General features: G+C 46.7%; 22 protein-coding genes. 7 read left to right on the forward strand and 15 right to left on the reverse strand.

The genetic code is table 11. The features are described from left to right. Positions 1 to 104: 104 nt before the first annotated feature. On the forward strand, positions 105 to 326 hold the full coding sequence (locus ACMUEV_RS30595; protein ID WP_190652251.1) for a hypothetical protein: 222 nt from the start codon (positions 105 to 107) through the stop codon (positions 324 to 326). Here ACMUEV_RS30595 and ACMUEV_RS30600 read toward each other — a convergent pair. After that, on the reverse strand, positions 284 to 1,441 hold the full coding sequence (locus tag ACMUEV_RS30600; protein ID WP_415354608.1) for a transposase: 1,158 nt from the start codon (positions 1,439 to 1,441) through the stop codon (positions 284 to 286). The two genes, ACMUEV_RS30595 and ACMUEV_RS30600, sit on opposite strands and share 43 nt — an antisense overlap. Before the next feature lie 118 nt (positions 1,442 to 1,559). On the opposite strand from ACMUEV_RS30600, the gene ACMUEV_RS30605 reads away from it, so the two are divergent. Both ACMUEV_RS30605 and ACMUEV_RS30610 read left to right on the forward strand, forming a co-directional pair. Next, entirely contained in the window at positions 1,560 to 2,282 is a 723-nt protein-coding gene (locus ACMUEV_RS30605) for an SAM-dependent methyltransferase (RefSeq protein WP_277880205.1), read from the forward strand. Between the two features lie 4 nt (positions 2,283 to 2,286). Beyond that, positions 2,287 to 3,456 (forward strand): MFS transporter, encoded by a 1,170-nt coding sequence (locus ACMUEV_RS30610; RefSeq protein WP_190648682.1) that lies wholly within the window; start codon positions 2,287 to 2,289, stop codon positions 3,454 to 3,456. Positions 3,457 to 3,460: 4 nt separating this feature from the next. Here ACMUEV_RS30610 and ggt read toward each other — a convergent pair whose 3' ends face one another. The 5 genes from ggt to kdpA form a co-directional block, all read right to left on the reverse strand. After that, the gene (gene ggt / locus ACMUEV_RS30615; RefSeq protein WP_242044276.1) at positions 3,461 to 5,152 is read right to left on the reverse strand and encodes a gamma-glutamyltransferase; all 1,692 of its coding nucleotides are present in this window, start codon (positions 5,150 to 5,152) and stop codon (positions 3,461 to 3,463) included. Between the two features lie 96 nt (positions 5,153 to 5,248). Further along, on the reverse strand, positions 5,249 to 5,899 hold the full coding sequence (gene kdpC, locus ACMUEV_RS30620) for a K(+)-transporting ATPase subunit C (protein ID WP_190648688.1): 651 nt from the start codon (positions 5,897 to 5,899) through the stop codon (positions 5,249 to 5,251). 1 nt (position 5,900) lies between these two features. Beyond that, positions 5,901 to 6,161 (reverse strand): potassium-transporting ATPase subunit F, encoded by a 261-nt coding sequence (locus ACMUEV_RS30625; protein WP_199329315.1) that lies wholly within the window; start codon positions 6,159 to 6,161, stop codon positions 5,901 to 5,903. 9 nt (positions 6,162 to 6,170) lie between these two features. Then, positions 6,171 to 8,297, reverse strand: a complete 2,127-nt coding sequence (gene kdpB / locus ACMUEV_RS30630) for a potassium-transporting ATPase subunit KdpB (RefSeq protein WP_199329317.1) — start codon at positions 8,295 to 8,297, stop codon at positions 6,171 to 6,173. A 58-nt stretch (positions 8,298 to 8,355) separates the two neighbouring features. After that, positions 8,356 to 10,092: a potassium-transporting ATPase subunit KdpA gene (kdpA, locus tag ACMUEV_RS30635; protein ID WP_190648696.1), complete on the reverse strand. Its 1,737-nt coding sequence runs from the start codon at positions 10,090 to 10,092 to the stop codon at positions 8,356 to 8,358. Between the two features lie 294 nt (positions 10,093 to 10,386). Between kdpA and ACMUEV_RS30640 the strand changes: the two genes are divergently transcribed. Further along, entirely contained in the window at positions 10,387 to 11,484 is a 1,098-nt protein-coding gene (locus tag ACMUEV_RS30640) for a sensor histidine kinase (RefSeq protein WP_190648699.1), read from the forward strand. Between the two features lies 1 nt (position 11,485). After that, positions 11,486 to 12,172, forward strand: a complete 687-nt coding sequence (locus tag ACMUEV_RS30645) for a response regulator (protein WP_190648702.1) — start codon at positions 11,486 to 11,488, stop codon at positions 12,170 to 12,172. Positions 12,173 to 12,189: 17 nt separating this feature from the next. On the opposite strand, the gene cbiB is transcribed toward ACMUEV_RS30645, so the two are convergent. The 6 genes from cbiB to rppA form a co-directional block, all read right to left on the reverse strand. Continuing rightward, positions 12,190 to 13,161: an adenosylcobinamide-phosphate synthase CbiB gene (cbiB, locus tag ACMUEV_RS30650; RefSeq protein ID WP_190648705.1), complete on the reverse strand. Its 972-nt coding sequence runs from the start codon at positions 13,159 to 13,161 to the stop codon at positions 12,190 to 12,192. Beyond that, entirely contained in the window at positions 13,149 to 13,706 is a 558-nt protein-coding gene (locus ACMUEV_RS30655; RefSeq protein ID WP_190648708.1) for a molybdenum cofactor guanylyltransferase, read from the reverse strand. The genes cbiB and ACMUEV_RS30655 overlap by 13 nt, the downstream gene beginning before the upstream one ends. Further along, on the reverse strand, positions 13,706 to 14,503 hold the full coding sequence (locus tag ACMUEV_RS30660; RefSeq protein ID WP_190648711.1) for a hypothetical protein: 798 nt from the start codon (positions 14,501 to 14,503) through the stop codon (positions 13,706 to 13,708). The genes ACMUEV_RS30655 and ACMUEV_RS30660 overlap by 1 nt, the downstream gene beginning before the upstream one ends. 122 nt (positions 14,504 to 14,625) lie before the next feature. Beyond that, entirely contained in the window at positions 14,626 to 16,569 is a 1,944-nt protein-coding gene (locus ACMUEV_RS30665) for an APC family permease (RefSeq protein WP_017291440.1), read from the reverse strand. Between the two features lie 210 nt (positions 16,570 to 16,779). Further along, positions 16,780 to 18,111: a two-component system sensor histidine kinase RppB gene (rppB, locus tag ACMUEV_RS30670; RefSeq protein ID WP_190648714.1), complete on the reverse strand. Its 1,332-nt coding sequence runs from the start codon at positions 18,109 to 18,111 to the stop codon at positions 16,780 to 16,782. 16 nt (positions 18,112 to 18,127) lie between these two features. Beyond that, entirely contained in the window at positions 18,128 to 18,814 is a 687-nt protein-coding gene (gene rppA, locus ACMUEV_RS30675) for a two-component system response regulator RppA (protein ID WP_017291438.1), read from the reverse strand. A 440-nt stretch (positions 18,815 to 19,254) separates the two neighbouring features. On the opposite strand from rppA, the gene ACMUEV_RS30680 reads away from it, so the two are divergent. Continuing rightward, entirely contained in the window at positions 19,255 to 20,205 is a 951-nt protein-coding gene (locus ACMUEV_RS30680; protein ID WP_190648717.1) for an NAD-dependent epimerase/dehydratase family protein, read from the forward strand. A 124-nt stretch (positions 20,206 to 20,329) separates the two neighbouring features. Here the strand turns inward: ACMUEV_RS30680 and ACMUEV_RS30685 are convergent, their stop codons facing one another. Further along, on the reverse strand, positions 20,330 to 20,908 hold the full coding sequence (locus ACMUEV_RS30685; RefSeq protein ID WP_017291436.1) for a Crp/Fnr family transcriptional regulator: 579 nt from the start codon (positions 20,906 to 20,908) through the stop codon (positions 20,330 to 20,332). 393 nt (positions 20,909 to 21,301) lie between these two features. Here ACMUEV_RS30685 and ACMUEV_RS30690 point away from each other — a divergent pair, with 393 nt between their 5' ends. Next, a complete protein-coding gene (locus ACMUEV_RS30690; protein WP_415354724.1) occupies positions 21,302 to 22,411 on the forward strand; it encodes a sulfate ABC transporter substrate-binding protein in 1,110 nt (369 codons plus the stop codon). Positions 22,412 to 22,676: 265 nt separating this feature from the next. Here ACMUEV_RS30690 and ACMUEV_RS30695 read toward each other — a convergent pair whose 3' ends face one another. Both ACMUEV_RS30695 and ACMUEV_RS30700 read right to left on the reverse strand, forming a co-directional pair. Then, positions 22,677 to 23,678, reverse strand: a complete 1,002-nt coding sequence (locus ACMUEV_RS30695; protein ID WP_190650364.1) for a threo-3-hydroxy-L-aspartate ammonia-lyase — start codon at positions 23,676 to 23,678, stop codon at positions 22,677 to 22,679. After that, positions 23,678 to 23,962, reverse strand: coding sequence for a DUF4090 family protein (locus ACMUEV_RS30700; protein ID WP_017291433.1), 285 nt, complete (start codon positions 23,960 to 23,962; stop codon positions 23,678 to 23,680). The genes ACMUEV_RS30695 and ACMUEV_RS30700 overlap by 1 nt, the downstream gene beginning before the upstream one ends. Between the last annotated feature and the right edge of the window lie 94 nt (positions 23,963 to 24,056).

The raw sequence follows: 24,056 nt of genomic DNA on the forward strand, positions 1-24,056 counted from the left end.
ACGAGACCCACTCAACTCCTCCACACACAACTCCTCTCTCCGATAGATGATCCAGCATGTCTGAATCCGTTAGATCTCCAGAGGTTACTGTGAGGAAAGAATTCATGCGTCGATCGCTCAAGTTTCTCGGAGTCCTGATTGCACTCTCAGTCGTTACTATTCAACCGACTATTACACAGGCTCAACCTAGCTCAGAGCTGATCAATCCGGCTGTTCCTTATGTTCCAACGCCGGAAGAAGTTGTGATGGGAATGCTTAGTGATGTAGAAAACTTTTTGCTGTCTCACGATGAGAACGTGGTGACTTTGGAGAATAGAATCCTTTGATTTAAACGATCGCGCTTACTTTGAGAAGCACATGCCGTCGGTGGACTCCGACGTGGCAGAGGCTGAAATCGGGGCAAGGGTTGACCCAAATGACGAAGTTGTTTGAGATAGCGCAAACCAAGTTGCAGAAAACTCAAGCCTCGCTCTGGATGGGAATCGAGCCGTTTGCGTTGACCGCAACGCACGAGCAAAAAGCCTAAAACCAAAGCAATCAGCGTTGCCATATCGAGCAGCATGAACAGACGGGTAAGCCCTGTGGCATCGCGTAAATGAGAGCCAATGATGTCAAAGGCAGCAGATTTGTAGTCTTTAATGTGCGGTTCAATTCCGCCAAAGCGATGACCATAGCGCTCAAACGTCTGTAATGAAGGGGGTTGGCTACTGAGGACAGCCCAAGGCTCTTGTCCCCCTGGCAGTGTAGCAGTGGCGAGATGGCAGGGGATGTCTTCGAGAATTGTCACGTTCGGGAACAAGTAAGCCTGCTCGACTGGAGACAGCAATTGAGCAACAGACTGCGATACACCGGGAGCGAGGGTAATCGTGAGATTGCTTTTAGCCCGAATCAACCAGTCCCATGCGTGTCGATTGCACCACCGCATCAGTTCGCCATGCTCAAAGCCACGGTCTGCCAGCAGCGTCACCCGACAATCAGAGGGCAACAGGCTGAAAACTTGCTCTAAGACAGGAAGATAAGCTTCAAAAGCAACTGTTGCACTGCCATGTTCCAAAACCATCTGAGCTAAGGTGAACGAGCGTCCACCCCAAACAAAGCAGACCCCAATCCAACAGAACTGATCCCACAACACACTGGTATCGAGCGTCAGCAGCAAGTCTGTCCCGGCAAAGGCACAGAGCAATTGCTGCAATAATGGAACATAGAAGGTTTCAGCATTGACCTGCGGATTGGTCAGTAAGTAATTCAAGCGAGCATGGTGACTGCGGGCGGTACAACCGCGATGGCTCAAATAGGGCAACCAATGATTCAAGCAGGCGCTCTCGGATTGTAGAATTGCAGCAACCGCTTCGGATACGCCCTCTAAGTGCCGTTGGTCACGCGGTTGAATCCATTGACGGAATTGGTCGATTAGTTCACGATACAGATGGGGCAGTTGCATGAGATTGTTTTTGTGTAGGAACTTAAGCCTCTCACAATTTGCCCCGCCCAAGCCATTCTTGTCTCACATGAGACTCTCGATAAATCAGACGTTTCAGGACTTTTCTACATCACTAAGGATGGGAATGTTGGAATTAGCCAATGTTGGGCGAGAGGACATCGTTTATGACTTAGGTTCAGGCGATGGCAGATTAGTGATTACTGCGGCTCAGAAATTCGGCGCAAAACGAGGAGTCGGAGTTGAGATTAATCCAGGATTAGTCAATCGCAGTAATGCAAATGCAAGAGAAGCAGGCGTAAGCGATCGTGTTCAATTTATTCAGCAAGACCTCTTCCAAACCAATTTTAGTGAAGCCTCAGTCGTCACCTTGTATCTGTTGCCCAAGATCAATTTACAACTGCGACCGAAGCTATTAAGTGACCTCAAACCAGGCAGCCGTGTTGTTTCTCATGCGTTTGCAATGGGAGATTGGACACCGGATAAACGAGTGCTAGTTAACAATCGATCGGCTTATCTTTGGATCATTCCCGCACCTGTGGAAGGAACTTGGACAGGCACACTCTCTAGTGCTTCCGGACAATCTATCCCTTATACATTGCAGATGAAACAAACCTTTCAAAATGCGAGTGCTACTGGGGAAATTGCGGGAACAACAATGAGCCTGCCTCAGATCAAACTTGTAGGAGATCGTTTCACACTCGAACATCGGCAAAAATTTAAGGGTCAAGACATTCAGGTTCGCATCAATGCTCAAGTCGTTCAGAACACGTTAAAGGGAACTGCTGAAGTGTTAGATGGGACTTCAACTCAGACCTTCACACTGAACGGACAGCGAAGTTAATCGTATGGTCTTCTCAAAGCGCCGCACTGATGCTAGCTGGATTGGGATTGTTTTAGCATTCTACTCGTTTATCGCGATCGGAATTGCAGAAGGTGGATTGGGCGTTCTACTACCTTCGATTTTGAAAACATTTCAACTCAATCCGGCAAGTATCACTTTTTTGTTTCTCAGCCAAATTACAGGCTATGTGATCGCTGCATTGAATAGTGGCGCATTGGTGAGCCATCTCGGTTTAGCTCGCATGATTCTACTGGCAGCCATTTCTCTGACCAGTGCGCTTTCCATTTATGCTTCAACGACTCATTGGAGCATGATGGTCGCATCGGGCACGCTCTTAGGACTCGGAATTGGGCTAATCGATGCTGGTATGAATACGTTCATCGCAAGCAATCAGCAAAATGCGAATCAGATGGGTTTTCTCCATGCGTTCTATGGAATAGGTGCTTTATTAGGACCCGCGATCGCGACAACGCTCCTGGAAGCACAAGTTAATTGGCGCTATGTCTATTTGGTGTTTGCGAGCTTTGCCGGGCTTGTCATTGTTGGAATGATTTGGGCGATTGTGCATCACTATCGCCCTTTAACTCAGAGAATTGAAGCGACTGCATCGACTCGATCGAATCTTCGCATGATTTTTCGGACTCCGACGATCGTACTTTCGGCACTGCTTCTCGCTGTGTATGTGGGAACAGAAGCCTCGATCGGGAATTGGTCGTATACAGTGCAAACGGTCGATCGGGGTACTGTAACTTGGCTTGCAGGCTATAGCGTCAGCGGCTATTGGGCAGGTTTAACACTCGGTCGATTTTCGATGGGTCAGATGGTTCGTTGGTTTGGAGCAATCCGCACGATTATTTATTCACTCGGATTGTTATTGTTCAGTGCGGGAGTTTGGTGGCTTTTTCCAACGCAGCTTTGGAGTTTGTTTGTGATGGGATTTGCTTTGGCTGCAATTTTTCCGACTGTGATCTGGCTCGTTCCGCAGCGCGTGGAAGCTGCATTAGTTCCCTCTGCGATCGGGTTGATGACGAGTACGGCAAGTTTAGGAGCAGCAACCATTCCAACCTTACTCGGCTGGCTAGCTAATCAAACTGGTTTAGGAATTATTCCAATGGTAATCGTTGGATTAGCAGTTTTCATGATTGTTCTGCATCACTGGATCAACCAGTTTTAGCTCTTTAGTATCCAGCAGCAGTACCTTCGCCGCGTGGGTCAGCTGCACCTTCTAACCCGCCATCTGGACGAACGACGATCGCATTCGCATTGCCCCAATTTCCACGCTGATAAATTTGATGTCCTCGACGCTGTAAGTCTGAAATCGTCAAGGGATCAAGTCCCCGTTGTTCTACATTTAATCGATCCGGTTGCCATTGATGATGAATTCGAGGTGCGGCGATCGCTTGGCGGACATCCATCTCGTAAACCAACACATTCAGAATACTTTGCAGCACTGTTGTAATAATCGTGCTTCCGCCTGGTGCGCCTACTGCCATTCGGAGCTTTCCATTCTCAGTAATGATTGTGGGAGTCATGCTCGAAAGTGGCGTTTTGCGAGGCGCGATCGCATTCGCTTGCCCCCCGACTAAACCAAACGCATTCGGAGTATTCGGCGCGATCGCAAAATCATCCATCTCATTGTTCAAAACAATTCCAGTTCCTTTCGCAACAATTCCCGCCCCAAAACCCAGATTGATTGTAAAAGTAAGACTGACTGCATTGCGATCGCGATCGACCACTGTGAGATGACTCGTTTCCGTCGATTCTTTTGAAAGCTTTTGTAAAACTGCTGAATCGCCTGGTTTCACCGAAAGAGCAGCTTTTTTGGGATTAATTTCTGAACGCCGAAGTTTCGCGTAAGCAGGACTGATCAAGGCAGATACCGGAACTTTCACAAAGTCAGGATCGCCAAGATAAGTTGCACGATCGGCGTAAGCGATTCGCATCGATTCAGTCAGAAGATGCAATGAATCTGGATTGCGCCAACCCATTGTTTTAAGATCCGTATCACTCACCAAATTGAGCATCTGAATTAAATGCACTCCACCCGATGAAGGCGGCGGCATGGAGCAGACCCGCGCTTGGCGAAAATCTCCACATACGGGAGTACGCCAGATCGGACGATATTGTTTGAGGTCTTCGAGAGTAATTAGCCCCTTGTTGACTCGCATATCATTGACGATCGCATTGGCAATTTTGCCTTGATAGAAACTGTTTGGATCAACTGCGATCGCGCTTAAAGTGGCTGCTAAATCAGGTTGCTTGAAAATCTCACCCGGCTGGTAAGGCTTGCCCTGATGCGTAAAAATCTTCTGAGCCTCGGCATTTTGAAACTTCCGTGATGTCGTTGCTTCCGTAAACCGATGACTCACCGGAAAACCAGATTGAGCCAAGTTCACAGACGGAGCAACAACCGTCTTCCAAGGTAATTTTCCATATTGCCGATGCGCTTCGTAGAGTCCTGCAATTGTTCCAGGTGTAGCGACTGCTAAGTAACCATTAATGCTACTGTTCGGGCGAACTTTGCCCTGAGCATCTAAATACATGTTTTGAGTTGCTTTCAGGGGCGCACGTTCTCGAAAATCCAGGGCTTTCGTTTCATTTTTCTGCGCTTGGTAAAACATCAGAAAGCCCCCACCACCGATGCCAGCAGAGAACGGCTCTGCAACCGAAATCGCTAAGGTCGTAGCAACCGCAGCATCGATCGCATTTCCTCCCTGTTTGAGAATGCTCAAACCAATCTCGCTGGCGATAGGGTGCGCCGATGTCACCATGCCCTGTTGAGCGCGATCGAGATAAATAGTTTGCGCTTTGACCAGCGACGCATCAATGACAACAACAAGACTAACTGCAACGAGGCTACGAACTTTCATGAGCAATGCCACACTAGAAGCATTCATTATCATAATGCGATCAAGAGCATCTGCACTCTCAAATACAGTTCTAAGTTAGCCTCTTAGATTTTGCAGTTACGATGCCCGAGCAGGTTTGAGAGCATCTAACGCTAAGTTCAGCTTTAATACATTTACTCCGGGTTCACCAAAAATGCCTAAGAAGCGATTCTCAGTATTTTGGGTGATCAAAGCTTCAATCTGATTCGGTTGCAACCCTCGTGCTTTTGCGACTCGATCAATTTGTGCTTTTGCTGCTTCAGGTGTGATATGTGGATCAAGACTTGAACCAGAAGTATAGACTAAATCAGCCGTTGGCTTCACGCCTGCTTTTTGCAATCTGGGAATATCACCGACGATCGTCGTTTTGCCATCTGGATCAGATTGACCTCGAATGCGATCGAGCAAAGCGGGATTACTCGGAGCCAGATTACTTGCACCTGAAACCCCTGTTTTTAATACCCCTAGCGAATCTGCTTTTGGATCGGCAGTACTATAGTTTGTAGTACTAGGGCGACTATTGAAATAGCGATCGCTGGTAAACGGTTGACCAATTAAAGCTGAGCCAATCGGTTGCCCCTGAGCGTTGTTGATCAAACTGCCATTGGCTTGAAATGGAAAGGCAATTTGTCCGATCGCAATCATCACAAATGGATAAATCAAAGCAGTCAGAACCCAAAGAACGAAAGTAGAACGAACGGCTCTACCTGCCTCACGTACAAAGCTCATTTTAGAATTTCTCCGGCGCAAACATCACAAAAAACAAGTAGACAGACAACGCAACGATTAATAAACCGAGTAGTCCCAGTGACCAAGCTTGGGAGCGAGAAAGCTGAGAACTACTAGCAGCATAGACCACAGGTGCAAGAACAAGATTAAAACAAAGTGCCAAGAACAAATACAGAGGCAGTTTTCTTCTGCGCCATGCTAAAAGCATTTCGATCGTATCTTCAAACACTGGAGTGAGATTGTGAGGTAAATTGAATTTCATAGCGATTTACTAGGATAACGGCAAAATCAGGTCGATCGCTTTAATCGCAATAAAAGGTGCAACAATGCCACCCAAGCCATAGACCAACATATTGCGCTTGAGCAATTGATCGGCAGTGAGCGGACGAAATTGCACACCTTTTAGAGCTAATGGAATCAGTACAGGAATGATCAGCGCATTGTAGATTAAGGCAGATACGATCGCGGATTCTGCACTCTTTAAACCCATAATGTTCAATGCACCAATTCCAGCAGCAGCAAAGATAGTAGGAATGATTGCAAAATACTTCGCAATGTCATTCGCGATCGAGAATGTGGTCAATGCTCCTCGGGTAATGAGAAGCTGTTTGCCAATCGTCACTAAGTCAATCAGTTTAGTCGGATCAGAATCTAGATCGACCATATTGGCAGCTTCTTTCGCAGCCTGTGTGCCAGAGTTCATTGCTAAACCGACATTGGCTTGAGCAAGAGCAGGCGCATCATTGGTTCCATCACCCGTCATCGCAACGAGCTTACCTTCAGATTGTTCGCGGCGAATCACGTCAATCTTGTCTTCAGGAGTCGCTTCTGCAATAAAATCATCCACCCCTGCTTCTTGAGCAATGACTGAAGCTGTGATGCGATTATCTCCGGTTAGCATAATCGTCTTGACTCCCATGCGACGGAGTTGATCAAATCGTTCGCGAAGTCCCGGTTTTACAATGTCTTTAAGGTAGATCACGCCGTACATATCACTGCCTTGGCAGACCGCAAGCGGCGTTCCTCCGAATCGAGAGACACGCTCATATGCTTCGTCGAGTGCAGCAGGAACCTGTCCACCTCGAGATCGCACAAAGCCTTTCACAGCATCCACTGCTCCCTTACGATACTCAATGCCTTCAATATCTGTCCCACTCAGGCGAGTTCGAGCTGAAAATTCAACCCCTTCAGCCGCTTTTCCATTTAAGGCAAAATTCGCACCTAAATTTTGAGCGAGCTGGACAATTGATCGTCCTTCTGGAGTTTCATCGAATAAACTAGCGGCAAGACAAATATCAGCCATCTCTACGAGTGAATGGTCATTCACTGGAATAAACTCGTCAGCGAGACGGTTCCCAAGCGTGATCGTTCCAGTTTTATCAAGCACGAGTGTATTGACATCTCCACAAGCTTCAACAGCTCGTCCAGAAGTCGCAATCACATTGAACTGCGCCACTCGATCCATTCCCGCAATCCCGATCGCGCTCAACAAGCCCCCGATTGTCGTCGGAATTAATGCCACGAGCAGCGAAATTAAAATCGCGATGCTGGCTCCCGAGCGGAAGCTATTTGCGACCTCTCCTCCGAGCGTTGTTTCTAAAAAGTTTGCAACATGGTTTGCAATTGGGGAAACGGTCGCAACCACAATCAAAAACACCTGGGTCAGAACTGCAAGCAACACAGTTAAAGCAATTTCGTTCGGCGTTTTCGTGCGTGCTGCGCCTTCGACGAGGGCAATCATCCGATCGATAAAGCCTTGCCCCGGATCTTGAGTAATTTTGAGTAACAATTGGTCAGAAATAATGCGAGTCCCACCCGTAACCGAACTCATAATGTCTGTGCCGGGTTGCTTCAGCACCGGAGCCGATTCTCCAGTGATTGCAGATTCATCTACAGAAGCAATGCCTTCGATCACTTCCCCATCAGCTGGAATCATGTCTCCAGCTACGACTCGAACCAGATCACCCCGCCGTAGTGCAGTAGAACTTACTTTCTGAGTTGTACCATCGGGAAAAACTTTTAAAGCAGAAGTATCCGATCGCGTCGATCGCAGTGAATCTGCTTGAGCTTTTCCACGTCCTTCTGCAACTGCCTCTGCAAAATTCGCAAAAACAACTGTAAAAAATAGAATCAACGTAATGATGCCATTGAGCAGGCGTTGTTGATTCACATCAGCTTGCACGGTTCCAAATAAGTTTGGCTCCAGCGTGACGAGCAAAGTCACGATCGTACCGAGCCAAACCACAAACATCACCGGATTTTTAACGACAATCCGTGGGTCAAGTTTAACAAATGCCTCTTTGACGGCTTTTTGATACAAGCCATCCAGCTTGACTTTAGCGGTATGTTTGCGATTGTCACGAGATCCCTGAGGCAATTTTCCTGAATGAGACGGCATAGATTTCATAACAGTTGAAATGTTATCCTGAAGTAAATAACTCTAGTCGTTGATCAAACTAACCGCCTCTAGCAATTTGAAAGGCTTCAGCGATCGGTCCAAGTGCCAAGACAGGGAAGAATGTGAGTGCGCCGAGAATTAAAATCACACCTGCTGTCACACCAATGAATAATCCGGTATCAGTTCTCAATGTTCCACTCGTTAAAGGCACAGGCTGTTTGCGGGACATGCTATCAGCAAGCAACAGCAGTGAAACCATTGGAATATAACGACCTGCTAGTAGACTAAAGCAGCAACTCAAGTTCCACCACAATGCAGAGGATGCAGGTTGACTATCGAATAATCCTTCAAATCCAGATCCATTGTTTGCAGCAGCAGACGCATACTCATACAGGAGTTGAGTCATGCCATGAAAGCCAGGATTAGTAATACCGTTAAAAAAGCCTTGAGCCGTCGCACCATCGGGCGCACTGGGTAAAGATAATGCGATCGCACTAGGCAGGAGAATCGCGATCGGATGCACCAGCAAAATCAGAAAACTCGCTAGCACGACTTCCCGCTTTTCGATCTTGCGTCCCAAAAATTCTGGCGTTCTACCAACCATCAATCCTGTGACAAACACTGCCAGAAGCAAGTAAGCAAAAAGGTAAGCTGTTCCCGTTCCTTGTCCACCCCAGACAATTTGCAGCAGCATGTTGGAGAGCGTGACAAAGCCACCATTGGGCATAAACGAGTCGTGCAAGCTATTGACGGCTCCAGTCATGGTTCCAGTCGTCATCGTGGCATAAAGTGCCGATTGTGCCCAACCAAAGCGGACTTCTTTTCCTTCTAGATTCGGAGCCTGACCGCCAAGCAGTGTGTTAACTGCGGGATTGCCATTGTACTCCCCAATCCCATTGATAATGACGAAGCCAATAAATAGGAACATGACTAGCCCATAGACGAGCCAAGCTTGCTTACGATTGTTTGCAATCACACCATAGGCGTAGATGAAAGAAGCAGGTAAAGCAACCATGCTCATAATCTGGATGAGATTCGTGAGCGGATTGGGATTCTCAAATGGGTGTGCTGAGTTAATCGCAAAGAATCCACCCCCGTTTTCCCCAAGTTCCTTCATTGCCTCAAAGTGAGCGATCGGTCCGCGTGCGATCGCTTGACTGATTGCTGGATTTTCTAAAGTCGGAACGACAATAGGACTTCCGAGGGTTTCCGGAGTTCCAGCAGCAATAAGAACAATCGTGATCAAGATTGCGATCGGCAAATGAATCCGCGTAATCGTCCGAATCAGATCCACATAAAAATTACCAAGCGGTCTACCTGTCAGCCCTCGGATAAAAGCAGCACCCACTGCCATCCCTGTTGCTGCTGAGACAAAGAACATATAGCCTAAACCAGCAACCTGAGCAAAATAGCTATAGGTCGTTTCGCCAGAATAATGCTGCTGATTAGTATTCGTAATAAATGAAATGATTGTATGTAAATTCGTATCCCAAGTTGGCGAACTGAGATAAGTCGGATTCAACGGAAGCCAGCCTTGACCAAACAAAATAAAAGCCAGCAGCAATGACATCGCCACATTGCTAAACAATACGGCTCTAGCATACTGCCAGCCCGTCATGTTTTCCTGTGCTTGACAGCCACTCAAGCGATAAATTCTCGACTCGATCGCATTGAGCACGGGGTCAAGTAACGATCGCTGACCCAAGTAGACGCGCGCCATATACCCACCTAAAAAAGGGGTAATCACTACTACAATCAGCAGCGTTAACGCAATTTGAAACCATCCTTCCAGCATAATTTATCTCGAACTCCAACAGAAAAATTGAAGTAGTTGTTTTTGCTCAAACTTGATAGCGTGATGCAGCGAACACGCGAAGCATTTGAATCGTCTCTGAGAACTATCATGAACGATTTTGTCGATCTGACAAGGTATAACTTTGAAACGGGTCTCGTCTATATCTTCCACTGAGTCGTGTTTAGGAAAGCGCTATCAGCATAGATATAGATTGCATCTAAACGCGAATTGAAACATCCTTTTTCTCAAGCAGATCGCTTAAACTTTGAGAAAGGACTCCTCCGGATCAGCCCAATGTCACTCTTCAAGCTGTTTGTTAGTTCTAAAGATTGGCATCTTCACGCATTCTGGCTCATCGTATTTCTGTTCGCGATCGTATTTGTCCTAGAATATGCCACGCCTTCTGCCTATGTATTTGGCTATCTATACATTGGTCCTATTCTGATTGCGAGTCATCATTTGAGCCGACGCGCCGTTTTTACACTGACGGCGATCGCTTGCATTCTGACCATGCTCAACGTTTGGCTGCCCAATTTTGAGATCATCAATGCTGCAATGATCTCAAATCGAATCATCGCAACAATCGCGATCGTAGTAACAGGGATGTTGAGCGATCGCAATCGGTCATATCAGCAAACTGTCTTACAACAGCAGAGTCAATTAAAATCCCAAGAACAACTTGCACGTCTTCGAGAAGATTTTGCTTCTACTTTGACACATGATCTGAAAACTCCGTTACTGGGAGCAATTGAAACATTAAAAGCATTTCAACAGGGTAGTTTTGGCGAGGTGCAGTCTGCCCAACAACCTGTTCTAGCAATGATGATGAGAAGTCATCGAACCACCTTACAGATCGTTGAAACATTATTAGATGTCTACCGCAACGATAATGAGGGCATTCAACTCAATGCAGTTCCTGTCGATCTCGTAAAACTGACAGAAGAAGTCACAACCACTCTAAGAGAACTTGCAGCCAGTCGTCGCATTCATATTTCCCTGAATTATGGCACTTCTGATTTTCGCAAATTTCTCTGGGTCAAAGGTGATCCGCTACAGCTTCAGCGGGTGATTGCAAATTTGCTGACCAATGCCATTCATCATTCTTCTCGCGGTGGCAAAGTTGAAATTGCGCTAGAACCTGGCTCAATTTATCAAACGGTAAAAGTAATCGATACCGGGGCAGGCGTGCAGTCTGAAGAAATTCTGCATCTATTTGAGCGATTTTATCAGGGACAGAGCGATCGCCAAACCAAAGGGTCTGGACTCGGACTCTATCTCTCTCGTCAAATTATCGAGGCACATGGCGGTACAATTTGGGCAGAAAATGGTCAGGCAGGAGGAGCAGTATTTGCATTTCGCCTGCCAACTCTCCCTCACTCCCCTGTCGTGTAAGATGGCATCTCCACCGCTAAAAATTCTTCTTGTTGAAGATGATGAACTATTCCGTCTCGGTTTGCGAGTTCGTCTCGATCGAGAACCAAACTTAGAGGTTGTCGCAGAAGCAGAAGATGGAGAAACAGCACTCGATCTAGTTAAGTCGCAAGCGCTCGACATTGTTGTCTTAGATATTGGGCTATCAGGGCTTGGAGGAATTGAAACTTGTCGGCAAATTCGGCAGTGTGTACCGACACTACCTGTGCTAGTTCTCACGTCTCATACTCAAAAAGCGATCGTCAATCGGATGATCGAAGCTGGGGCACAAGGATATTGTCTGAAAGGATGCCCTTCTCAACTTTTGATTCTGGCGATTCAGTCAGTAGCAGCAGGTGCATCATGGTGGGATGCGACCGCGACGACTGAAATTCGAGCTGCTTTTGAACATCAAGGAACTTCTGATCCGGATCATCCTAAAGTGGCTCTGACTCAACGAGAGCAAGAAATTTTGGCATGGATCGCACGCGGAAAAACGAATCAAGAAATCGCTGAAATACTATACATTACACCCGGAACGGTGCGAGTTCATGTCCATGCTATCTTGCAGAAGCTAGAAGTTCGCGATCGCACTCAAGCCGCAGTTCTCGCGATGAAGCAAAAACTCATTGCTCCTGATGAATTTCCCAACTCAGAAGAATTGTTATAAGCCCATAAAATTGAGGTTTAAGCTGCAAAAACTGCTAGCCGAACGTGCTGGAGCAACAGTAAACATGCGATCGCTAACCAACTCAAAAAACAAACCCGCGTCAAACTGAGCGCTTGATAAATCGTATCAACTGTGATCTCTTGTAAAGGCTCTCCGAGCAGAGGTTTATGTTTTTCGACTCCTTGATAGTAATTCACACCACCGACTTGCACCTTCAAGATAGCTGCATAAATACATTCACTCCATCCAGAATTAGGACTTGGATCTTGAGGTGCATCTCGCTGGCAAAGCTTCCATACCTCAAACGGTCTGCCGGATATTAAACCCAATGTCAACACAGTCAATCGACAAGGAAACCAAGTCAAAACATCATCAGTTTTAGCACTAAACCAACCAAGATCCGTGAAAGGCGGTGCCTGATATCCAATCATTGAATCGAGCGTACTAACAGCTTTGTACGCGATCGCAAACGCAACACTTCCCACAGGCGTAAATGCCCCAATCAAGGCATAAAACAATGGAGCCATCACTCCATCGACTGAATTCTCGGTGACAGTTTCCAGAACTGCCCTAAGAATCTGAGGTTTTGACAAATGCTCTGTGTCACGCCCGACGTAAAGCCGAAGTTGCGATCGCGCTTCATCTAAATGATCCAATCTTGCAATCACATCTTCTGCTGCTCGTCTCAAACTCCGTCCAGCAAAACAGCTTGCAAGTAAAACGACCGCGATCGCACTTCCTAAAATCGGATGCAGTACCGTTCCAAGCTGAATCAACCCCCAACTGATACCAGCACTTCCAAATCCTAATCCAATCGTTAAAATCACGCCTGCAATTCGCAGCGCGATCGCATTTTTAGTAAGCCGAAAAGTAACTTGCTTAAAGTGCTCGATCACCCAACCCATCACCTGCACTGGATGCAACCAATTCCACGGATCACCAATCCAGAAATCAAGCAGTGCTGAGCAAATTAAAATTAAGGCAGACATTGTTTCAAATCATCGGGAGTATTGCAATTAAACAAGATTTGACGATCGGATACTACTAACTCTTGGACAACTTCAGCATCTAACCAATGCTGAAACGACCTCTGACCTTGTGCAATGTAGCGTTGCAAGCTTGGTAGACAATCGCGGCGGTAAAATCCACATAAAGGTTCCCATCTCTGCTCAGTTTTTGCAACTACGATCGATACTTCTGCGAGTTGAGTTGTCCACTGTTTCAACGTCTCACCCCGCAATCGAGGCAAATCGCAAGCGAGTAGTAAAACCCACTCAGTCGCAACCTGTTCAAGTGCTGCTGCAAAACCAACAATCGGCGATCGCGGACTGGATTCTTCAATCCATTGCACGTCAGACACCATTGGCTCATAGCGATTGCGCCACGAAGTCACAATATAAATCAAATCAGTACAGTGTCTTGCTGCATCACAAGTTCGTTTGAGCAGAGGAACTCCATCAATCTCAAGTAGAGCTTTGTCTTGCCCCATTCGAGAACTATTTCCACCCGCTAATACGATCGCACTCAGATTCATTAGAAATTACACTCTTTGGGTTCAGAATCCTCTGTCCAATTTTCCAGATTCATCGGTTTGAGCGTTGTTCTAAATTCTTGATTATTCTTCACACCTCTGCCTGTGAGCAAATTCACATCACAAGTGCCACCCACTGCAAGATCAAGCGTGTCGTGATAAGAGTAGGTATACCCTGCCACAACAAACTCTCCGTTTTCATACATCGCTGTGATCTTTTTGCTCCAGCGATCGCGACCAATCGCATCATTTGCAGAATTGATGACGAGAGAACCTTGAGGGTTTACGGACAGCGAAGGCTGTGTGCCATACATTGCACCACGCCAAGCAACATTTCGCTTACTCAGAGCAAGTCTAGACTTTTGAGACTGATCTGAAAGATAGATCAGCAGATCCGTCTCCGTAGCATCGGCTTCTGAAACAGTTAAGATTGCGCGATCGGCGATACTATCTCCATTCCAATCTGCTTTAACCGCGCTGATCACTTTATCTTGAGGAATATCCGGCATCGCAATTTCAGACGAGGCAGAAGTTTTTGAGGATGGGACAGACTGAGATTTGGGCTTTACTTCTGCTGTTGGTTGGGTACTAGCTGGAGCCTCGGTTTTTTCGGATTGAGCGCCTGCACTCTCCGATGAATTTGGGGTCTGCTTGGGTTGAGCTTCTGCGGTCGGGGTTGATCCGCTCTGTCCTGGTGGCGCAGAAGATGGAGTAGAACTTGCACAGCCGACCATTGTCAAGTTCATGTGACCGATGAGAAGCGCGCTCATCACAACACGGAGATTGGATCGTTGAAGCATCTGCAACCACCTAAACGGTAAAAATAGGATGTAGTCTTGCCATCCCAAAAGCATCGAGCCGAGATTTGAATTCTAGCTCAAATTCCAATTTTTTCATTTCTCAAATCCATTCAAAATCGAGATTATCCGCCTACGTGAATTCTAGGACGCTGTTGAGGGTCGCGTTCTGCTTTCCGCAATACCTCACGGGTCAACACTGGAATATCACCCTCACCAAATAGAATAAATCGTGCCAAATACTTCACGGGATTACCTTCTGCCCATCCAAAATAGACATGGGGCAGCTTACCCGTTTCGTTGCGCAAGTAAAGCAAAATCGCAGCGATCGCGTTTGGGACTGCGGCACTCCGGGCACGCAAAATTCGATATTCTCCCACTTCAACGCCTTGAATTTGAATCGTTTCGGAAAATTCCGACGCATCCGAGATCTCAACTTCTAAAAATAGAATCGGCTCTGCATCTGGAATATGGTTATCTTCACGAACTTGTTGTTCTTTGAGAAAATATTCTTGCCAATCCCCTGCCTGTTTACGATTCGCAATCAGTCGAATCATATGAGCACGTTCATCGTTGATCAACTGACGGGCACTTGCATCTAGATCAATTCGCTCAACTCGCAATTCGGTCGATCGCCAAATCCGAGAAATCAGTGACGTAATCACGATCGTGGCAATAAACAAAGCCGCAATCCGAATGCCCTCAGGACGTTCAATAATGTTAACAACAGTGGTATAAACAAAAACTAACGTAATTAAGCCAAAGAGCAAAATACTGCGGGTAGCTCTACGGCGATAAGCAGAGAGTGTCACCGCAAATGCTGCCGAACTCATTAACACTAATACGCCAGTTGCATAAGCACCCCCTTGAGCTTCCACATCTGCTTGAAAAACTACCGTCACCGTAAACGCGATCGCAATATAAACCAACACCAGCGGTCGGGCAGCTCTTGCCCAATTGGGAGCCATGCCATAGCGCGGCAGATAACGCGGCACAATATTGAGCAGTCCTGCCATTGCAGACGCTCCAGCAAACCATAGAATCGAAATTGTGCTGAGGTCGTAAAGTGTTCCAAATCCACTTCCCAAGTAGCGATGAGCGAGATATGCTAGGGCTCGCCCATTTGCTGCACCCCCAGGTTGAAATTCTGCAACTGGAATCAAGAGCGTCGTCACCAGACTACTCGCAATTAAGAAAACGCTCATCGTCACAGCCGCAGTCAGCAGCAATTTGTGAGTATTGCGAATTCTGCCACGCGGTTTTGGTTCCGTATCGTTTCCACTTCCTTGCACGAGTGGCATCACTGCCACGCCCGTTTCAAACCCAGATAGCCCTAATGCAAGCTTGGGAAAGAGTAAAGCAGCCGATGCCAGTAAAAGAACGGGATTACTGCGATCGGCAAAGAGAGCCGCTTGCCAATCTGTAATCACGCTCGGTTGATTCAAAATGTGCAGGGCACTCACTGAGATCGTGATTAAATTCAAAGCAAGATAAGCAAATACCAGCACTACAGCAAGCCCGATCGCTTCTCGAAATCCTCGCAAAAACACAATTCCGAGTAATGTAATCAGCATCAGCGTAATACCCACTGTCTGACTGTGCAGAAATTCCGGAACCATCGGATTCTCTACAATATGTGCAGTGGCATCTGCGGCAGAGAGTGTAATCGTAATGATAAAATCGGTCGCGACAAAGCCGAGGAGACAGAGTACGAAAAACTTGCCCTGCCACCATGCTAGTAAATGTTCGAGCATCGCGATCGAGCCTTCTCCATGCGGACTATTCATTGCAATTCGCCGATAGATCGGTAAGGCTCCAAACAAAGTGAGTAAGACTAAGATAAATGTCGCGATCGGAGATAAAGCCCCTGCAGCCAAGGCAGCAATCCCAGGCTGATATCCCAGCGTTGAAAAATAATCCACCCCCGTCAAGCACATCACTTGCCACCAAGGGTACTTCCGCTCAGTCTGTGCTTTGTGATAGGGTCCTTCTCGCTCGTGATGTTCTTCTTCTAGCAGCCAATTGAGAAAAGGACTGCGGTGTTGACTAGGAGGATTCGGCTTGACCATTTTTTAAGCACATTCAAGAAAATGCGATCGCATTCAATACTTCTACCACAAGCCCATCAAGGAAATTAGAAAGCGCCCTGCTCACTTAGAGAACTATAGTCAGTGTTTCCTCTACCTGAGACTAACAGGAAATATTCAACCTATACAATCTGTCTATCAGTAGGTGCGGACGATTGAGAACGCTCAATGCAAGTCATGGCTCGATCATGGCTAAGTCTTAAGCGGCAGGCGAAGTGTAAAAATACTCCCTTTCCCGAATTGGCTTTGAACTTTAAGACTTCCCTTGTGAAGCTCCACAATCGCTTGAGCGATCGCCAGTCCCAATCCTGCCCCGCCCGTCTGCCGAGAGCGGTCTTGGTTCACACGATAAAATCGGTCAAAAATTCGAGCCTGCTCCGCTGTCTCGATTCCAACCCCTGTATCTTCAACTTGAATGATGGCAGTCGAGTCTTCTTTGAGCAATCGCAACATTACAGTCCCACCAGGATACGAATATTGGATGGCATTCGTAATCAGGTTCATGACTAAACGGTAGAGCTGTTCTTCATCTCCAACAACATAGAGATCTTGAGCCTGGATTGAGAGTTCTAAGGAAACTTTAGCGGAGATCGCGAAAGCAGCAAATTCTTCAACTAAATCGTGCAATAAATCATCTAAACAACAGTTCTGATGTTTAGTCGGTAAGACTTTCAGATCCATCCGAGACAGCATCAGCAGATCTTGAACGAGTTGAGCCAGCCTCTGATTCTGACGAGTAATCGTTTGCAGAGTCGTCTGAGCTTCAATCAAGTTCAGATTTTCTGTACCTAAGGTTGTCTCAACCGTCGCTTGAATTGCAGCAAGAGGCGTTCTCAGTTCATGGGCAGCATCTGCGGTGAATTGCTGGATTTGTCGATACGAATTATACACAGGCTGCATCGCTAATCCGGCTAGCCACCAGCTTGCTCCCCCAATTGACACCATTGCTATCGGTAAGCCAATCAGCAGAAACACTTTCAGCGAGGCAAGATATCGTTGATATCCAGAGAGCGATCGTCCAACTTGAATATAGCCCCAAGGCTGCCCTGCTGAAGTCGTCAACACCATTGAGAATTGATGATAGCGTCGTCCTTCCTCGTCTGTGAGGATTTGCCAATTTTTGCCTTGAGCAGCAGAATCTGGCGGTGGGGGAGTGTTGACTGTTGCTAATGTTTGGAAGGATAGGTTTGTGAATCTCACATAGTAGGGATCTTGGTAATCGGCTCCTAAAACATGAATATGTGATGTTTTAACCGGGCGGCAAAGCTGACCTCCAACACAAAGTCCGGGAAGAATCTGCCTGACACGCGGATGCAGTTCGCCCGGTTTTTCGAGCATCGGTTCAATGCTGTCATGTAAAGACCCTACTAAGGTTTGAATTTCGCCAGCGATCGCTTCAAAATGAGTTTCTGCTAGATGTAAATAAACCGCAACGCCACAAACACCCAAAATCGCTCCCATAACTCCTGCATACCAAGCTGCAAGCTGTAGTCGCGTTCGATTAAACAGTCGATTTTGGTGCATAAGCTCTACATAAGCCTTATGTGGGAAGATTCAATCGATATCCTAGTCCATAAACTGTTTCGATCGCGTGACCCAGGTCTTGTTCTGCCAACTTTCGACGCAGTAGGCGCACTTGTGCCGCAACAACATTACTCACCGAGTCTGAGTTGAGTGTCCAAAGCTGATTGCGGATTTGCTCAGTACTGACGATTTGATTCGTATGCTTCATCAAATACTCTAGAAGTTGAAATTCCTTCGCAGTCAGCAGGACTTTTGCCTCTGATGCTTGAAGCTTCACACAAGAGGAACCATAGTCTAAGATAAGCGAGCCAACCTGAAGAGTCTGAGCTTGAACTTGAGGGGATCGACGCTGCAGCGCTCGCAGTCGGGCAAGCAATTCTGCCATGCCAAACGGTTTAACCAGATAGTCATCCGCGCCTGCATCTAATCCAGTCACACGATCGCTGATACTATCTCGTGCAGTTAGGAGCAGCACAGGCAATGATTTTCTTTGTGCCCGAAGCCGATTGCAGATTTCAATCCCAGACAAACCAGGCAACATCCAATCAATCACAGCCAGCATATACTGCGCTTGGGATTGAGTGAGATACTCCCAAGCTTCATTACCATTTTTTGTCCAATCGACAATGTAACGTTCGCGCGTTAGCGCTTTCTCGATCGCACTCCCTAAGTCTGGCTCATCCTCAACAAGAAGAATTCGCATAGCGTTCGCACTTTCTACCTAAAATCGATCACTCTAGCTGCTATTTGCATTATTAGCAGATAAGGATGAAATCAAGATGAAATGTCGCAACTTAAAGCAATATTTCTAAATGTTATTTTCTCTGATCCTTGGAAAAGTTCTGGAGAATTTCATCACAAAAAATTTCATCCTTATTTCACTCTTTGTTGTTAGAGTCAGGATAAGGGTGCGCAAAGCAATTTCAGACAACAATACCGTCGTATCATCCAAAATGTAGAAATCTGCCCAACATCCTTGCAAAGTTTTAGCTGTTTGTTCTAAAAGTCTAATTAGGCAAAAACTTCAAGATGAGCTTTCACTAATTAGAAACAATTAGTCCGAGCAGAAGATAAGCATTATGTAGTTCACATTGTTCAGTTATTTTCAGAAGTAAAAAGTCAGCTTACCTTACTATCAAAAATATGAATTTGCCCCAGTTGTTTAGCACACAAAAGGTATTAGTCACAGGCGCGTCTGGCTTCATTGGAGAACATCTTTGCCGACAGCTTCTTTGCTCTGGAGCAGAGGTTTATGGAATCTCTCGACTGAAGCGATCATCGCCTCATGCCGCAATGCAGTGGCTTCAGGGGGATGTGAAAAATTTTGATGAGCTGCGGCAAATTTGGAAGAGCATTAAGCCTGATATTGTCTTTCACTTAGCGAGCTATGTATCAGGTTCACGTAGCATGGATGCTGTACGATCGACTCTAGAAAATAATTTGGTGAGCACGGTCAATCTGCTAACGCTGATGGCTGAATTTGGCGGACAGAGGATTGTCTTAGCCGGATCATTAGAAGAGCCAAATGCGGGTGATGTTCCCATTCCATCCTCGCCCTATGCTGCCGCAAAATGGGCAAGCAGTGCCTATGCCCAGATGTTCTATCAGCTCTATCAAGTCCCGATCGTCAATGCTCGTATCTTTATGGTGTATGGACCAGCCCAGAAAGATATCAAGAAGCTGATTCCTTACGTGACTCTTTCATTATTAGAAGGAAAAGCGCCACAGTTAAGCAGTGGTCAACGTCAGGTCGATTGGGTTTACGTAGATGATGTTGTGGATGGCTTAATCGCAGCCGCTCACGTGCCCAATATAGAAGGGTGTACTTTCGAGCTAGGGTCAAGTAGCTTGACTCCTATTTCAGAGATTGTTCAAAACCTGAATCGCTTGATCGATCCGAGTATTCAGCCTCTATTTGGTGCATTACCCGATCGACCCATGGAGCAAGTTCGTGTAGCAAACTTGGACAATACTCGGTCAATACTCGGTTGGATGCCGAAAACTGCTCTAAAACAGGGACTGATGAATACTGTGCAGTGGTACTCTGCTCATCGAGATTTATATTTGCCTCATGCACTAAACTTAGCGCTCTGAGCAAGCAAGCTGCATTTTGAACAGCATCCTTTGAAATCAGAAGACTCAGAGCCATTAGAAGCTCGAATCCAGATCAAGACAAATCGTATGATTTAAGTCTTAATTTCAAGCTTGAAATTAAGACTTAAATTTCATAGTGCCAAGCTTCCGATTCTCGCAAGACAATGCGACGCAGCGATCGCTCAATCACGCCTTGTTCCTCAAATTGTCCAAGAATCCGCGTCACTGTCACGCGCGTTGTTCCCAACACATCCGCAATATCTTGATGGGTGAGCTTCAGATCAATTAAATTTCCAGCTTCTACTTCTCGTCCGAATCGCTTTGCTAACCAATTCAGCAGCTTAATCATCATGGCATCGACTTTTCGATGACTGCGAATCACAGCTAATTGCTCCATCTGTTGGAGATGAGACAGCAGCAACGCTGCATCAGGTTGCCATTGTTCTGAGGATAGCGGCGTTGCGGTTACTTTTGTGAGGCATTCCACTTGATAAGGATCTACACAAGAAAGCGCCTGACCCACAATGTCCCCGGCACCCCAAATGCCAAGTGTGATGATCGTTCCGTCTTCTAGCCAAGTGAGCGATCGCGCGACTCCCGATTCAATCCGCCAAAGTTTGAACCTTGGATCGAGCAACGATCGCAATCCAAAGTCGTGAGAGTGAACCGCAGACGAGAAAGGTGAAGAGAATAAACTGGTCATTACATAAATCCTATTTATCTATAGGATTACCGGAGTATTTCAATATCGTAGATCGCCAAGTGCAAATTGTCACGATCTTGAACATGATGAATTTGTTAAGGCTGCCGCAACCCGAGAAGGGTTTGATCATCTACGGCATTTGAGTGTACTCACTGAATGATTAAATTCAGTCATCTAGATGTCACAGACGCAATAGACCAAAAAAGACTTCTGACGCAGATTCATAGAAACGCGCACGCTGACTCCTCTACAAGCCTTAAAACAATCCTAATCTCAAGTAATCCGATCAAAAAATGGGGGTATTTTCTTGCGCTTTATCTCTTTCTCCGATACGATTGAAAGCTGAAAAGAACGGTAATCCTACAATATTACCGTAGATTAGGAGAACAATTCATGAAGTTGAAGCAAAACAGACCGCTATTTAATTTACGATCGCTGAAAAAATTCGTTTCACTCTTTGTGCTCGGCACCACCCTAAGTGTCGCTATCGCCTCCTGCGGCGGCAACACCGCTTCAACTTCTTCTAGTCCCAATAGCGCTAGCCCCGTTGCCAACGCCGCTAAAGAGGTCGAACTCACCCTCGTCGGCTATGCCGTCCCCAAAGCCGCCCACGATGCCATCATTCCTAAGTTCGTCGAAAAATGGCAAAAAGAAAAAGGTCAAACCGTCACCTTCAAACAAAGCTACGGTGGCTCAGGCTCTCAAACTCGCGCCATTATTGATGGTCTTGAAGCCGATGTCGCCAACTTAGCGATCGCCGCAGATACCGAAAAGCTCGTCAAAGCCGGATTTGTCAATTCTGACTGGACGACCAAAACCCCGAATAATGGCATTGTCGCCAAAACGGTCGCTGCGGTGATTGTCCGTCCCGGTAATCCCAAAAATATCAAAACCTTTGATGATTTGACCCGTCCCGATGTCAAATGGGTCACGGCAGACCCGAAAACCTCGGGGGGCGCTCGCTGGAACTTCCTCGCCCTCTGGGATCATGCTTTGAGAGCCAACAATAAGGATGAAGCTAAAGCGACCGAGTTTGTTACCAAAGCGTTTGCGAATGTGGCGGTGCTGGCAAAAGATGCCCGCGAATCGACTGACGCATTCTCCAAGCAGGGACAAGGCGATGCCTTGATCAACTATGAGAATGAGGTGATTCTGGCACAGCAAAAGGGGGAAAAGCTGGAATATGTCGTGCCGGATCCGAATGTGTCGATCGATATTCCGATTTCGGTGATTGATAAGAACGTGGATAAGCATGGCACGCGGGAAGTTGCAGAGGCATTTGTGCAGTATTTGTACACCCCGGAAGCACAAGCTGAATTCGTCAAGTTAGGCTTCCGCCCGTTGGATGGTGCCCCGGTGAAGACGAAAGAAAATACGGACAAGTACCCGGCGGTGAAGACCTTGGGCACGATTCAGGAGTATGGCGGGTGGAGCGAAGCACAGAAGAAGTTCTTTGACGATGGAGCGGTCTTCGACCAAGTCCAAGCTTCGATCAAACGTTAGGCATGACGCGTAGTTTGCCACTTTAATTTTGCGGAGTGGGGAGATGGGGAGCAGCAACTCTGAGTGCAGATCTTCTCTCTATCCTCCTATCTCTCGATCTGATTTACTGATGGTGAACTACTAGACCCGTAGAAATCGAACTATCTCGCTGCGGCTTTAAACTGTCTGGAGTACTCCGAAGTACTTTCCATCGTCCCTAAGACTTCGACAATACCCTTTGATTGTGAGAATCTAGGCAATGAGCAGAACAGCGATCGCATTGAATTTAGCTCATTTCTGGTGCTAAAGGACGGCGACGAGTTGCTTTCTCACGAGCATTTGCTTTTGTAAATAGCTTTCCGGCTTCTTTGAGATCGATGTTACCCCCGCTAATGATTACGCCAATTTTGGCATCGGGGAAAGAGACGATTCCTTCGAGTAATGCAGCGGCAGCAAGCACACCTGTCGGTTCCACTACGATTTTCAGCCGTTCCCATAGAAAGAACATCGTGCGAAGAATTGCCGCTTCGGAAACTGTGACCATTTCATCTACTCGTTCCAAAATGATTGGAAAGGTCAGTTGTCCGAGAGCAGGCGTTCTTGCACCATCTGCGATCGTATTCGGATTGTTCACGGTTTGCAGCGTTCGACTATAGAACGATCGCTTCGCATCATCTGCTTGTCTCGGTTCAACCCCAATGATTTGACAGTTTGGTGCGAGATGTTTTGTGGCGATCGCACATCCTGAAAGCAATCCTCCGCCTCCACAGCAAACGAGCAAAACATCCAGTTCACCCACTTCTTCGATCAATTCTTTTGCCGCAGTGCCTTGTCCGGCGATCACAGGCTCATAATCAAATGGAGGAATTAAAATACGATCGCTCAAAATGGATTGAGCCACGTCTTCTCGTTTCTGCAACGCTCGGTTATAGGTAATTACTTCTGCACCATAACTTTCAGTTGCAGCCTTTTTCACCACAGGCGCATCACTAGGCATCACGATCGTAACCGGAATGTCTAAAAGCCCACCTGCTAAAGCAAGAGCTTGCCCATGATTGCCCGATGAATAAGCAAGAACGCCTCGCTGCTTCTGTTCATCGGACAATTGAGCCATCGCGTTGTATGCTCCCCGAAACTTAAACGATCCCGATCGCTGGAAATTCTCACACTTGAAAAACACCTGTGCTCCAGTTCGATGATTCACCAGTCTGGAGGTGATCACAGGGGTTTTGTGAGCGATTCCAGCCAGACGATCGGCAGCCGCTAAAATATCCGAGTAAGCAACCATTATTTGTTGTAAAAGAAAGCGATTTCTTTATCTTTCAATGGTGCAAATCCAGCCGCCTCTAGCATTTGGTTGAGATCAGCTTGAGGAATATGTTTTGCTCCAATCCGCACAATTCTCGATCGCATCGTATTCGATACTCCACTGCGTTGCCGTCCCGCTTCAAGTGCCATGACTTTGTTATAAAGGTCGAGCTTTTCAGTGGGGATCGGAGAACCATCAAAGTCAATTCCTTTTGCGATCGCAACATCGATCGCATCGGCGCCTGTCGTATTTTCGGTACTCATAAAACGAATCAAATCTATTCTTGTACAAGAGCGATTGTACCAGGAAGCCTAGATCTGATAACGAATTAACTTAGCTGCAATTAGTTTTACCGAA

The organism is Leptolyngbya sp. FACHB-1624, assembly GCF_047649235.1.
Lineage (GTDB): Bacteria > Cyanobacteriota > Cyanobacteriia > Leptolyngbyales > Leptolyngbyaceae > Leptolyngbya > Leptolyngbya boryana.

What these genes read in the sequence shown, in the direction of transcription:
- kdpC (WP_190648688.1), bottom strand. Translation starts at nt 5,899, where the DNA reads ATGAGCTTTGTACGTGAGGCAGGTAGAGCCGTTCGTTCTACTTTCGTT.
- ACMUEV_RS30595 (WP_190652251.1), top strand. Translation starts at nt 105, where the DNA reads ATGCGTCGATCGCTCAAGTTTCTCGGAGTCCTGATTGCACTCTCAGTC.
- ACMUEV_RS30695 (WP_190650364.1), bottom strand. Translation starts at nt 23,678, where the DNA reads ATGGTTGCTTACTCGGATATTTTAGCGGCTGCCGATCGTCTGGCTGGA.
- ACMUEV_RS30690 (WP_415354724.1), top strand. Translation starts at nt 21,302, where the DNA reads ATGAAGTTGAAGCAAAACAGACCGCTATTTAATTTACGATCGCTGAAA.
- ACMUEV_RS30685 (WP_017291436.1), bottom strand. Translation starts at nt 20,908, where the DNA reads ATGACCAGTTTATTCTCTTCACCTTTCTCGTCTGCGGTTCACTCTCAC.
- kdpB (WP_199329317.1), bottom strand. Translation starts at nt 8,297, where the DNA reads ATGCCGTCTCATTCAGGAAAATTGCCTCAGGGATCTCGTGACAATCGC.
- ACMUEV_RS30645 (WP_190648702.1), top strand. Translation starts at nt 11,486, where the DNA reads ATGGCATCTCCACCGCTAAAAATTCTTCTTGTTGAAGATGATGAACTA.
- ACMUEV_RS30665 (WP_017291440.1), bottom strand. Translation starts at nt 16,569, where the DNA reads ATGGTCAAGCCGAATCCTCCTAGTCAACACCGCAGTCCTTTTCTCAAT.
- ACMUEV_RS30680 (WP_190648717.1), top strand. Translation starts at nt 19,255, where the DNA reads ATGAATTTGCCCCAGTTGTTTAGCACACAAAAGGTATTAGTCACAGGC.
- ACMUEV_RS30605 (WP_277880205.1), top strand. Translation starts at nt 1,560, where the DNA reads ATGGGAATGTTGGAATTAGCCAATGTTGGGCGAGAGGACATCGTTTAT.
- ggt (WP_242044276.1), bottom strand. Translation starts at nt 5,152, where the DNA reads ATGAAAGTTCGTAGCCTCGTTGCAGTTAGTCTTGTTGTTGTCATTGAT.
- rppA (WP_017291438.1), bottom strand. Translation starts at nt 18,814, where the DNA reads ATGCGAATTCTTCTTGTTGAGGATGAGCCAGACTTAGGGAGTGCGATC.
- ACMUEV_RS30625 (WP_199329315.1), bottom strand. Translation starts at nt 6,161, where the DNA reads ATGAAATTCAATTTACCTCACAATCTCACTCCAGTGTTTGAAGATACG.
- ACMUEV_RS30700 (WP_017291433.1), bottom strand. Translation starts at nt 23,962, where the DNA reads ATGAGTACCGAAAATACGACAGGCGCCGATGCGATCGATGTTGCGATC.
- ACMUEV_RS30600 (WP_415354608.1), bottom strand. Translation starts at nt 1,441, where the DNA reads ATGCAACTGCCCCATCTGTATCGTGAACTAATCGACCAATTCCGTCAA.
- ACMUEV_RS30640 (WP_190648699.1), top strand. Translation starts at nt 10,387, where the DNA reads ATGTCACTCTTCAAGCTGTTTGTTAGTTCTAAAGATTGGCATCTTCAC.
- kdpA (WP_190648696.1), bottom strand. Translation starts at nt 10,092, where the DNA reads ATGCTGGAAGGATGGTTTCAAATTGCGTTAACGCTGCTGATTGTAGTA.
- ACMUEV_RS30660 (WP_190648711.1), bottom strand. Translation starts at nt 14,503, where the DNA reads ATGCTTCAACGATCCAATCTCCGTGTTGTGATGAGCGCGCTTCTCATC.
- cbiB (WP_190648705.1), bottom strand. Translation starts at nt 13,161, where the DNA reads ATGTCTGCCTTAATTTTAATTTGCTCAGCACTGCTTGATTTCTGGATT.
- ACMUEV_RS30610 (WP_190648682.1), top strand. Translation starts at nt 2,287, where the DNA reads ATGGTCTTCTCAAAGCGCCGCACTGATGCTAGCTGGATTGGGATTGTT.
- rppB (WP_190648714.1), bottom strand. Translation starts at nt 18,111, where the DNA reads ATGCACCAAAATCGACTGTTTAATCGAACGCGACTACAGCTTGCAGCT.
- ACMUEV_RS30655 (WP_190648708.1), bottom strand. Translation starts at nt 13,706, where the DNA reads ATGAATCTGAGTGCGATCGTATTAGCGGGTGGAAATAGTTCTCGAATG.